The organism is Bacillus sp. FJAT-42376, from assembly GCF_003816055.1.
In the GTDB taxonomy this organism is placed as follows: domain Bacteria; phylum Bacillota; class Bacilli; order Bacillales; family Bacillaceae; genus Metabacillus_B.
The window spans coordinates 81256-92901 of the sequence record NZ_CP033906.1 but is presented as its reverse complement, the minus strand read 5'-3'; the positions used below and the strand labels follow the sequence as shown (position 1 = coordinate 92901).

At 47.6% G+C, this 11646-nt stretch carries 8 protein-coding genes; all 8 read left to right on the top strand.

Annotated features, from left to right (window positions below; genetic code table 11):
* The first annotated feature begins 12 nt into the window (after positions 1–12).
* The 8 genes from CEF21_RS00465 to CEF21_RS00430 all read left to right on the top strand — a co-directional run bounded on the left by CEF21_RS00465 (position 13) and on the right by CEF21_RS00430 (position 11583).
* Positions 13–1191, top strand: a complete 1179-nt coding sequence (locus CEF21_RS00465) for an acetyl-CoA C-acetyltransferase (RefSeq protein WP_123919861.1) — start codon at positions 13–15, stop codon at positions 1189–1191.
* Between the two features lie 27 nt (positions 1192–1218).
* Positions 1219–2070, top strand: coding sequence for a 3-hydroxybutyryl-CoA dehydrogenase (locus CEF21_RS00460; protein WP_123912920.1), 852 nt, complete (start codon positions 1219–1221; stop codon positions 2068–2070).
* A 16-nt stretch (positions 2071–2086) separates the two neighbouring features.
* Positions 2087–3223: an acyl-CoA dehydrogenase gene (locus CEF21_RS00455; RefSeq protein ID WP_123919859.1), complete on the top strand. Its 1137-nt coding sequence runs from the start codon at positions 2087–2089 to the stop codon at positions 3221–3223.
* Positions 3224–3240: 17 nt separating this feature from the next.
* On the top strand, positions 3241–4380 hold the full coding sequence (locus CEF21_RS00450; RefSeq protein WP_123912919.1) for an acyl-CoA dehydrogenase: 1140 nt from the start codon (positions 3241–3243) through the stop codon (positions 4378–4380).
* Positions 4381–4778: 398 nt separating this feature from the next.
* Positions 4779–5405 carry a TetR/AcrR family transcriptional regulator gene (locus tag CEF21_RS00445; RefSeq protein WP_123912918.1) on the top strand — a complete coding sequence of 209 codons (627 nt, stop codon included), beginning with the start codon at positions 4779–4781 and terminating at the stop codon, positions 5403–5405.
* A gap of 50 nt (positions 5406–5455) precedes the next feature.
* Positions 5456–8701 carry a fused isobutyryl-CoA mutase/GTPase IcmF gene (icmF, locus tag CEF21_RS00440; protein ID WP_123912917.1) on the top strand — a complete coding sequence of 1082 codons (3246 nt, stop codon included), beginning with the start codon at positions 5456–5458 and terminating at the stop codon, positions 8699–8701.
* A 489-nt stretch (positions 8702–9190) separates the two neighbouring features.
* Complete coding sequence (gene rpoE / locus CEF21_RS00435) at positions 9191–9724, top strand: DNA-directed RNA polymerase subunit delta (protein ID WP_123912916.1); 534 nt, start codon at positions 9191–9193, stop codon at positions 9722–9724.
* 251 nt (positions 9725–9975) lie between these two features.
* Positions 9976–11583, top strand: a complete 1608-nt coding sequence (locus CEF21_RS00430; RefSeq protein WP_123912915.1) for a CTP synthase — start codon at positions 9976–9978, stop codon at positions 11581–11583.
* The last annotated feature ends 63 nt before the right edge of the window (positions 11584–11646 follow it).

Genomic DNA, 11646 nt, shown 5'->3' with positions numbered 1-11646 from the left:
GAGGAAAACATGATGGGAAAAACGGTAATCGTTTCAGGAGCACGTACACCCTTTGGCAAATTTGGGGGAGCACTTCAGTCTTTAACGGCCTCAGAACTCGGCGGAATCGCTGTGAAGGAAGCACTTAAAAGAAGCGGCGTCCGTCCGGAAGATGTCGGCGAAGTCATTCTCGGAAATGTTCTTCAGGGAGGGCAGGGACAAATTCCTTCGAGACAGGCGGCACGCCACGCAGGCATTCCGTGGGAAGTGAAAACAGAGACCGTGAATAAAGTATGCGCGTCCGGATTAAGAAGTGTAACGATGGCTGATCAAATCATCCGTGCAGGAGATGAAGAAATCATTATCGCAGGCGGTATGGAATCTATGTCGAATGCGCCATACATCGTTCCGAAAGCAAGATGGGGGCTTCGTATGGGAGACGGGTCTGTTAAGGATTTAATGGTCCACGACGGCCTTACCTGCAGCTTTGAAGGAGTGCATATGGGGACGTACGGCAATTCAACAGCAAGAGAGTTGGAGATTACGAGAGAATCCCAGGATGAGTGGGCACTGAGAAGCCATCAGCGTGCTTCAGAGGCAATAAAAAAAGGACTCTTCCGGGAAGAAATCGTGCCGGTCAGCGTTCCTCAGCGTAAAGGGGATCCAATCACGGTTGATCAAGATGAGGCGCCACGTCCGGATACCTCTCTTGAAAGACTATCCAGCCTCAAGCCGGTTTTCGGCCACGAAGGAACCATTACAGCAGGAAATGCCCCGGGCGTAAACGATGGAGCGGCAGCATTTGTCCTGATGAGCGGGGAGCGGGCTGAAAAAGAAGGAAAAACCCCATTAGCCACAATCATTGCCCATACCGCAGTGGCCATGGAAGCAAAGGATTTTCCGAAGACACCCGGGGTTGTCATCAATGAACTGCTGAAGAAGACCGGCAAAACGGCGGCGGACATTGATTTGTTTGAAATCAACGAAGCGTTTGCGAATGTAGCTCTTGCAAGCAATCAGCTGGCAGACCTGGATCCGGAAAAAGTGAATGTAAACGGCGGGGCAGTAGCACTGGGACATCCGATTGGTGCAAGCGGAGCACGCATCCTCTTAACGCTTATTCATGAGCTAAAACGACGGGGCGGCGGCATTGGGGTGGCAGCCATCTGCAGCGGCGGCGGCCAGGGCGATGCGATTATGGTGCAAGTGTAAGCAACGATATTCATAGGGGGATGGAAGATGGAAATTAAAAAGGTAATGGTGATTGGAGCGGGCCAAATGGGTTCAGGGATTGCCCAGGTTTGTGCCATGGCTGGATTCAGCGTCATTTTGCAGGATTTAAAAGAAGAATTTCTGGAACGGGGATTATCAGGGATTGCAAAAAATCTTCAGCGCCAGGTAGATAAAGAAAGAATGACTGCGGAAGACAGGGAAGACATACTGAACAGAATTGAACGGTCAACCACCATCTCAAGCGCCGGTGAGGCCGATCTCATTATTGAAGCAGCTATTGAGAACATGGAAATTAAAAAGCAAATATTCGCCCAGCTCGATGAAATCGCACCGCAGTCCGCGATTCTTGCGACGAACACATCTTCCCTGCCTATTACTGAGATCGCGGCTGCCACAAACCGTCCGGGCAAAGTCATCGGCATGCACTTCATGAACCCGGTACCGGTTATGAAGCTCGTCGAAATTATCCGCGGTCTTGCAACAGAGGATGAGGTTTATGCAGCCGTGGAGGAAATGACACGAAAGCTTCAAAAGGTGCCGGTCGAGGTGAATGACTTCCCCGGGTTTGTCTCCAACCGGATTTTAATGCCGATGATTAACGAAGCCATCTACACGCTTTATGAGGGTGTCGCGAGCCGTGAGGCGATTGATGAAGTGATGAAGCTTGGGATGAATCATCCAATGGGGCCGCTGACTCTCGCTGATTTTATTGGTCTGGACACGTGCCTTTATATTATGGAAACACTTCATGAAGGATTCGGTGATGATAAGTACCGCCCATGTCCGCTGTTAAGGAAGTATGTAAAAGCAGGATGGCTTGGCAAAAAAACAGGCAGAGGTTTTTACGAATACGCTTGATCAAGGGGGACATGCGGTGAAGCTTTATTTTACAGAAGAACAGAACATGATGAGGAAAATGGTGCAGGACTTCGCCAGAACGGAGATTGAGCCGGTTATCGAAAAAATGGAGCAGGGTGAATTTCCAAGAGCAATTTTAGATAAGATGGGGCAGCTTGGGCTCATGGGGATCCCGATCCCGGAAGAGTACGGGGGAGCGGGAATGGACTTTACCTCCTATATCATTGCCATCCACGAGCTGTCGAAAGTGAGTGCGACAATTGGTGTCATCCTTTCCGTGCACACTTCTGTCGGAACGAATCCCATTCTTTATTATGGGAATGAACAGCAAAAAAAGCATTACGTGCCAAAGCTTGCTTCAGGTGAATACCTTGGAGCCTTCTGCCTGACAGAGCCTGGTGCCGGTTCAGATGCGGCGAGTTTAAAAACAAAAGCGGTCCGTAAAGGCGATCACTATGTCCTGAACGGCTCCAAAGTGTTCATCACAAATGGCGGCGAGGCCGATGTGTACATTGTTTTCGCCTCAACGAGTCCTGCGGCGGGAAGCAAAGGGATCTCCGCTTTTATCGTAGAGAAAGGAACAAAAGGGTTTATCATAGGCAAGGATGAACACAAAATGGGTCTAAGTGGATCAAGAACCGTTCAAATCACGCTTGAAGACTGCATTGTACCCGCTGAAAATCTGCTTGGCGAGGAAGGGCATGGCTTTAAAATTGCGCTGGGCAACCTCGATGTCGGCCGGATTGGAATCGCGGCCCAGTCCCTTGGGATTGCAGAAGCAGCTCTTGAAAAATCCGTTGAATATGCGGCAGGAAGACATCAATTCGGCAAACCGATTGCTGCCCAGCAGGGGATCGGCTTTAAGCTTGCCGATATGGCGACAAGTGTGGAAGCATCCAAGCTCTTAATCTATCAGGCGGCATCTCTTAGACAAAAAGGCATTCCATGCGGAAAAGAAGCATCCATGGCCAAGCTTTTTGCGTCAAGAACGGCCATGGAAGTCAGTACCGAGGCCATCCAGGTGTTCGGGGGCTACGGCTATACAAAGGAATATCCGGTCGAACGGTACTTCCGGGATGCGAAAATCTGCGAGATTTATGAAGGCACAAGCGAAATACAGCGAATGGTGATTTCCAAATACTTAACAAGCTGAAAATGGGGGATGGGAACATGCAATTCAAACTATCAGAAGAACATGAAATGATCCGTAAAATGGTACGCGATTTTGCCAAAAAAGAAGTAGAGCCAACTGCTGCGGAGCGGGATGAAGAGGAGCGCTTCGACCGGGCTCTGTTTGACAAAATGGCGGAGCTTGGCCTGACCGGAATTCCATGGCCGGAGGAGTACGGCGGAATCGGAAGCGATTATCTGGCCTATGTAATTGCGGTGGAAGAGCTTTCCCGTGTCTGTGCTTCAACTGGAGTTACACTGTCAGCCCACACGTCACTTGCCGGCTGGCCAGTGTACAAATTCGGTACAGAAGAACAGAAGCAGAAATACTTAAAGCCGATGGCTCAGGGAGAAAAAATCGGTGCATACGGGTTAACTGAACCCGGTTCAGGATCCGATGCAGGCGGGATGAAGACTTATGCCAAGCTTGATGGAGACGACTATGTGCTGAACGGCTCCAAAATCTTTATTACAAACGGCGGAATCGCTGACATTTATGTTGTTTTTGCGGTAACCGATGCAGATCAAAAGCATAAAGGAACGACCGCGTTTATTGTTGAAAGCAGCTTTCCCGGGTTCTCCGTGGGGAAAAAGGAAAAGAAACTCGGCATCCGCTCGTCACCAACAACGGAAATTATCTTTGAAGATTGCCGGGTACCAAAGGAAAACATGCTGGGCAAAGAAGGAGAAGGTTTCAAAATTGCGATGATGACCCTCGACGGCGGCAGAAACGGAATCGCTGCCCAGGCTGTCGGAATTGCCCAGGGAGCGCTTGATGCCTCTGTCAACTATGCTAAAGAGCGCCAGCAATTCGGTAAGCCAATAGCCGCCCAGCAAGGCATCGGCTTTAAGCTTGCCGATATGGCAACGAGTGTGGAAGCTGCCAGACTTCTAACCTATCAGGCAGCATGGCTTGAATCAGAAGGGCTGCCATACGGAAAAGAATCCGCCATGTCGAAACTGTTCGCAGGAGACGCGGCCATGAAAGTAACAACAGAGGCGGTCCAAGTCTTCGGCGGCTATGGCTATACGAAGGACTACCCGGTTGAACGCTATATGCGCGACGCGAAAATCACGCAGATTTACGAGGGAACTCAGGAGATACAGAGACTCGTCATCTCCCGAATGCTGACAAAGTAACCGGTAAAAGTTGTGAGCAGAGAACGTGGATTTATGCCTAAATCTGAACTTTGTGCAATGAATCTGGGAGGTTATGCAATAAATTAAGATCTTGTGCAATTAATTTAGATCCTGTGCAATTAATTCGAATCTTGTGCAATAAATCCAGATCTTGTGCAAATAATTCGAATCCTGTGCAATAAATCCAGATCTTGTGCAAATAATTCGAATCCTGTGCAAATAAATCCGGATTTTGTGCGGATTATCCAAATCCACCCGGTATGACCTGATTATTATGCAATGAAAGCAGCACGTAAGCGGTCTGACTGGCTGAGAGCGGAATTCACACTGGATTTCTCTCCTGGCCGTCCGGCTGCCGCATAAAACCGCGGCGATTTTGAACAAAAGGGGCCGATCGAATGCGAAGAGAGGTACCGGCATCCGTAAAGGATGAAAGGCTGATTAAAAAGAGACGGGATCAAATGATTAAGGGAGCGGTAAGTCTTTTTAAGCAAAAGGGATTCCACCGGACGACAACGCGCGAAATTGCCAAGGCGTCGGGATTCAGCATCGGGACTCTCTATGAATACATTCGTCAGAAAGAAGATGTATTGTATCTCGTCTGCGATACGATTTATGACGAGGTCCGCAGCAGGCTTGAAAAGGATATTGATCCGAAACACGGTACGGTCGAAGGACTTGAACATGCTATCGCCAACTATTTTCGTGTGATCGATGACATGCAGGATGAAGTGCTTGTGATGTATCAGGAAGCAAAATCACTTTCCAGGGATGCTCTGCCGTACGTTTTGCAAAAAGAGGTGGAGATGGTCGGAATGTTTGAGCAGATCATCGGCAACTGTGTAGCAAATGAAGTTTTTTTCCTTAATGAAAGTGAAAAAAAGCTCATGGCGCATAACATATTCGTTCAAGGCCAAATGTGGGCTTTCCGAAGATGGGCGCTGCAGAAAATGGGTTCCATTGAGGACTACATCACCTTACAGACAGCGTTTATTTTAAACGGGATGAATCGGGGTAAAAGATAAAAACGAGCCGCATCGTGGGATGGGCGGTGAAACAAAGGGGGAAACAGAACATGCATATTTATAGACCGAAGCATGCCGTACGGTTTGTAACAGCATCAAGTTTGTTTGATGGGCACGACGCCTCTATTAACATCATGAGGCGCATACTGCAGGGGAGCGGAGCGGAAGTCATTCATCTCGGCCATAACCGCTCGGTAGAAGAAGTGGTGAATGCCGCTATTCAGGAGGATGCGCAGGGGATTGCTATTTCCTCCTATCAGGGAGGGCACGTAGAATACTTTAAATACATGCTGGACCTTTTAAAAGAGAAAGGAGCGCCGCATATCCGGATTTACGGCGGAGGCGGCGGTGTTATTATTCCGCGGGAAATAAAGGAATTGCACGAATACGGCATCGCCAGGATTTTTTCTCCAGAGGACGGCCGGAAAAATGGTCTTCAGGGAATGATTAATCAAATGCTTGAAGAGTGTGATTATCCGACTGTGACGAAGCTTACAGGAGAGCTTGAAGAGCTTAAAGACGGAGAGGTTACAGCGGTAGCGAAGCTGATTACCCTGGCAGAATCCAAAGTAAGTGAAAAGGATGAAGCGGCAGCGGCAGCCGAACAGCTCATAGCTGAACTGAATCAGGCGGAATCGAAGGCCCCTGTCATTGGAATCACCGGTACAGGCGGAGCTGGTAAAAGCTCTTTAACAGATGAATTGATCCGCCGCTTTCTCAATGAAATACCGGAAATAAAAATTGCCATCCTTTCTGTTGACCCGACGAAGCAAAAAACGGGCGGGGCTTTGCTTGGGGATCGGATCCGTATGAATGCCATTTTTAATCCAAGAGTGTATATGCGGAGCCTCGCGACAAGGCAATCGCGCTCTGAGCTGTCCCTGGCGATTAAAGATGCGATTTCCGTCGTGAAGGGAGCGGGGTATGACCTCGTGGTGGTGGAAACGAGCGGGATCGGGCAGGGAGATGCGGGCATTACCGACATCTGCGATCTGTCCATGTATGTCATGACAAGTGAGTATGGAGCACCGACACAGCTAGAGAAAATTGACATGATTGACTACGCGGATCTTATTGTGATCAATAAATTTGAACGGAAAGGTTCCGAGGATGCAAAGCGCCAGGTGCAGAAACAATATCAGCGGAGCCGCAATTTGTTTGAACAGGATATCAATGAGATGCCTGTATACGGAACCATTGCAAGCCAGTTTAATGATCCCGGAACCAATACCCTTTTTCAGGCTCTCCTGCAAACCATCCGGGAAAAAACCGGGAAGGAATGGAAATCATCGCTTGAAACGGTGACCGATGTAAAGAAACAAAATGTCATTATTCCGAGTGAGCGCCGCTATTACCTGCGCGAAATCAGTGATACAGTTCGCCATTATCATAAAAAAGCAGGACAGCAGGCTGAAATAGCTACAAGACTTTATCAGCTTGATGGCGTTCTTTCTCTATTAGACGGAAAAGGCGAATCGGCTTCTTCCCTTCACGCTCTGAAAGAAGAGGCGGAGGAAGAGCTGTCAAAAGAATCAAAGCACCACTTGGAAACGTGGGAGGAACTGAAAGCGAAGTACAGGGCTGATCAGTATGTCACAAAAGTCCGTGATAAAGAGCTGGTCACACAGCTGAAAACGGTTTCCTTGTCCGGTCTGATGATTCCCAAGATCTCTCTTCCGACGTATAGGGATCACGGCGATATTCTGCGCTGGATTTATAAAGAAAACGTTCCGGGCTCATTCCCTTATACGGCGGGAGTATTCCCCTTCAAACGGGAAGGAGAAGATCCGAAACGGCAATTTGCGGGTGAAGGAACACCGGAGCGGACGAATCGCCGCTTCCACTATTTGTCGAAGGACGATTCAGCAAAACGGCTCAGCACAGCTTTCGACTCGGTTACACTTTATGGCGAAGATCCTGCCCACCGGCCGGATATATACGGAAAAGTAGGGGAGAGCGGTGTGAGCATCTGTACGCTCGAAGACATGAAAAAGCTTTATGCAGGCTTTGATTTATGCGCCCCTTCAACCTCTGTCTCTATGACCATCAACGGACCGGCTCCGATTATCCTGGCGATGTTTATGAATACCGCCATTCAGCAGCAGCTTGACCGGAAAAAAGAAGAACTCGGCCGTGACCTGAATGATGCTGAACAGGCAGACGTAAAAGCTTACACGCTTCAAACCGTGCGGGGAACCGTGCAGGCCGATATTTTAAAAGAAGATCAAGGGCAGAACACATGTATTTTTTCAACAGAATTTGCCCTGAAACTGATGGGCGATATTCAGGAATATTTTATTGAAGAGAAAGTAAGAAACTATTATTCTGTTTCCATTTCCGGCTATCATATCGCAGAGGCGGGAGCCAACCCGATTTCCCAGCTTGCTTTCACACTTGCAAACGGGTTCACGTATGTTGAATATTATTTGAGCAGGGGCATGGATATTGATCACTTTGCACCAAACCTGTCCTTCTTCTTCAGCAACGGCTTGGATCCCGAATATACGGTAATCGGACGGGTAGCAAGAAGAATCTGGGCAACGGTGATGCGGGATAAATACGGAGCAAATGAGCGAAGCCAAAAGCTGAAGTATCATGTTCAAACCTCAGGACGGTCCCTTCATGCTCAGGAAATTGACTTTAATGATATCCGGACTACACTGCAGGCCTTAATGGCGCTTCACGATAACTGCAACTCGCTTCATACGAATGCTTATGATGAGGCGATCACAACACCGACCGAAGAATCCGTCCGCAGGGCAATGGCGATCCAAATGATTATCACGAAAGAGCACGGGTTAACGAAAAATGAGAACCCGCTGCAAGGTTCCTTTATTATCGAGGAACTCACCGACCTAGTGGAAACAGCGGTGCTGGAGGAATTCGACCGCATAAACGAGCGCGGCGGCGTACTTGGAGCGATGGAAACCCAGTATCAGCGAGGCAAGATCCAGGACGAATCAATGCATTATGAAATGAAAAAGCATAATGGCGAACTCCCAATCGTTGGAGTGAATACGTACCTTAATCCTAATCCTCCTTCAGAAGAGGAAATGGATAACATGGAAATCGCCCGTGCATCAAAGGAAGAAAAAGAAACACAGATTCGAAATCTCCAAGCCTTCCAAAAGAAAAATGAAAAAGAAGCGGAAGCAGCACTCCAAAAGCTTACACATACAGCGATGACAAACGGAAACTTGTTTAAGGAATTAATGGAGACTGTAAAATACGCAAGCCTCGGCCAAATCACAGCCGCACTTTATGAGGCGGGCGGGCAGTACCGCCGCAATATGTAAGAGGAAAAAACACAGGCAGCGGATCAGGCTGCCTGGTTTTGTTTATGGAAAAGCCCGAATGGACGCGCCGATGCCGGTCTGGAATCTGATTGCGTGTGATGGACAGAAATAGGATAAAGGGCAGAACTCAGCGTTTTACGCTCCACTGCGAATGGACACGGGATAAAAAATATGCCGCCATCCTCCCTTCGCTCGGCTATTCAACCCATCCGGCTGGCGGGAAGAACAGCGGCCAAGTTTAATTTCAAAGAAAGCTAGCATAAAGTGCTAGAATTTGTTTATAATGAAAGATATGATTTTATGTCTTCATGATGGTTTACATAGGGCGGGAAGGCTTACGGCCGAAAGGTTTCGCCCTTTTTTGCCTTTTAATAAGGCTGTGTTAAAGCATGGTATGGAAATTTCAACAACTGCTGATTGGAAATCAACAGCCAAGTTTAACAGAGCTTTTTATAAAGATAGGACGAATAAGAAAGGAAGTGCCTTACGTTGAGTTTAGCGCAATACTCTAAAGAAGAAATTAAGGAAATGGCATTGATTGAAATTGCTCATGGGCTTATGACCGATAAGAAGCAGCCGATTGATTTTCAGGATCTTATGAAAGAAATTACTTCCATTCTTGGCCTTACAAAAGAGCAGGTGGAAGAGAAAATCGCTCAATTCTACACGGATTTAAATATAGACGGACGCTTTATTTCTGTTGGAGACAACAGATGGGGACTCCGCAACTGGTATCCGGTTGATACTCTTGAAGAAGAGATGGCTGCGGCACCTAAAGCGAAGAAGAAGAAAACGAAGAAAGCTGCAGCTGTGGCGGAAGACTTCGATGAAGACTTTGAAGAATCGGAAGAAGAAGATGAGGATCTGGAGTTTGACGATTTGGATGAGTACGATGAAGACGACGCAGTAGATCCGGATTTGGATGCAGACGACGACACAGAAGATGACGAAGATCTAGACGAAATTTTGGATGAAGATCTGGATGATGAAGACCTTGATGAGGATGAAGAAGACGAAGATTAAGATTCATCTTGACTTTCGACATCGAAGTAGGTAGTATTTTATTTGGGCTCTTTTAAAGTGCTTTATTGATGATTATAATATCAGCTCCCTTCTGAGCAATTAGAAGGGAGCTTTCTTATTTTTCTCAGAAGCATACGACCATTTTTTATTTATTCGTGCTGTCAGCCTTGCTCCACTTTTTCATTAGTAAATTGGCTGAGTTTAGCACAAATTATACAAAGACTGTATCTCGCGAGGGGGAAGACCATCAAATGACAAAGTATATTTTCGTAACCGGCGGTGTTGTCTCGTCGCTCGGAAAAGGTATTACGGCTGCTTCACTGGGCCGCCTGCTTAAAAACAGAGGATTGAATGTAACCATTCAAAAATTCGATCCGTACATTAACGTGGATCCGGGAACGATGAGTCCTTATCAGCATGGGGAAGTGTTCGTAACCGGCGACGGCGCTGAAACGGATCTTGACTTAGGCCACTACGAGCGTTTTATCGATATTAACCTGAATAAATACAGCAACGTGACGACGGGAAAAGTTTATTCCACGGTGCTGAAAAAAGAACGCCGCGGAGACTATCTTGGCGGAACGGTACAGGTTATTCCGCACATTACGAACGAAATCAAAGACAAGGTATTCCGTGCCGGCAAGGAAACGAATGCGGATGTTGTCATTACTGAAATCGGAGGAACCGTTGGAGATATCGAGTCTCTTCCATTTCTTGAAGCGATCCGCCAAATCAAAAGCGACATTGGCCGCGACAATGTCATGTACATTCACTGTACCCTCGTTCCTTACATCAAAGCTGCAGGTGAAATGAAAACGAAGCCGACTCAGCACAGTGTAAAAGAATTGAGAAGTCTTGGTATCCAGCCGAACGTAATTGTTGCGCGTACGGAAATGCCGATTTCCCAGGATATGAAAGATAAAATTGCTCTATTCTGCGATATTGATGCAAAAGCGGTCATTGAGTGCCGTGATGCGGATACTCTTTATTCCATTCCGCTGGCTCTTCAGGAGCAGAAGCTTGATACGATAACATGTGAACATCTTAAACTCGATTGCCCTGAGCCAAACATGGACGAGTGGAAAGAACTTGTTCACCGTGTAACGAACCTTTCCAAAACAACCCGCATTGCACTTGTCGGGAAATACGTAGAGCTTCAGGATGCCTACATCTCTGTAGTGGAAGCCCTTCGTCACGCAGGCTATGCGTTTGATTCGGATATCAGCATTGATTGGGTCAATGCAGAAGATGTGACAGACGAAAACGTAAGCAGCCTTCTATCGCAGGCAGACGGAATTCTTGTGCCTGGAGGATTCGGTGACCGCGGTGTAGAAGGAAAAATTGCTGCAACAAAATACGCACGCGAAAACAGAATTCCATTCTTCGGCATTTGCCTTGGCATGCAGGTAGCCTCTATTGAGTATGCACGCAATGTACTTGGACTCGACGGAGCGCATTCAGCTGAAATCGATCCTCTTACACCTCATGCCGTTATTGATCTTCTTCCGGAGCAGAAGGATATCGAAGACCTTGGAGGAACGCTTCGCCTTGGCCTTTATCCATGCAAGCTGACAGAAGGATCCAAAGCGATGGAAGCTTATGAAGATGAAGTGGTATATGAACGACACCGTCACCGCTACGAGTTTAACAATGAATACCGCCAGGCAATGGAAGAGTCCGGCTTTATTTTCTCCGGAACAAGTCCTGACGGAAGACTCGTTGAAATCATTGAGCTGAAAGATCACCCTTGGTTCGTGGCGTCTCAATTCCATCCGGAATTTACGTCCCGTCCGACAAGACCGCAGCCGCTGTTCCGTGACTTCGTTCAAGCTTCACTGAAAGCTTCAGAAAAACTGTAAAAAGAAAAAATCCTGACGGGCTCCGTCAGGATTTTTTTATCTTTGAGCGAACAGCCGGACTGC

What these genes read in the sequence shown, in the direction of transcription:
- CEF21_RS00465 (WP_123919861.1), top strand. Translation starts at nt 13, where the DNA reads ATGGGAAAAACGGTAATCGTTTCAGGAGCACGTACACCCTTTGGCAAA.
- CEF21_RS00460 (WP_123912920.1), top strand. Translation starts at nt 1,219, where the DNA reads ATGGAAATTAAAAAGGTAATGGTGATTGGAGCGGGCCAAATGGGTTCA.
- CEF21_RS00450 (WP_123912919.1), top strand. Translation starts at nt 3,241, where the DNA reads ATGCAATTCAAACTATCAGAAGAACATGAAATGATCCGTAAAATGGTA.
- CEF21_RS00445 (WP_123912918.1), top strand. Translation starts at nt 4,779, where the DNA reads ATGCGAAGAGAGGTACCGGCATCCGTAAAGGATGAAAGGCTGATTAAA.
- icmF (WP_123912917.1), top strand. Translation starts at nt 5,456, where the DNA reads ATGCATATTTATAGACCGAAGCATGCCGTACGGTTTGTAACAGCATCA.
- CEF21_RS00430 (WP_123912915.1), top strand. Translation starts at nt 9,976, where the DNA reads ATGACAAAGTATATTTTCGTAACCGGCGGTGTTGTCTCGTCGCTCGGA.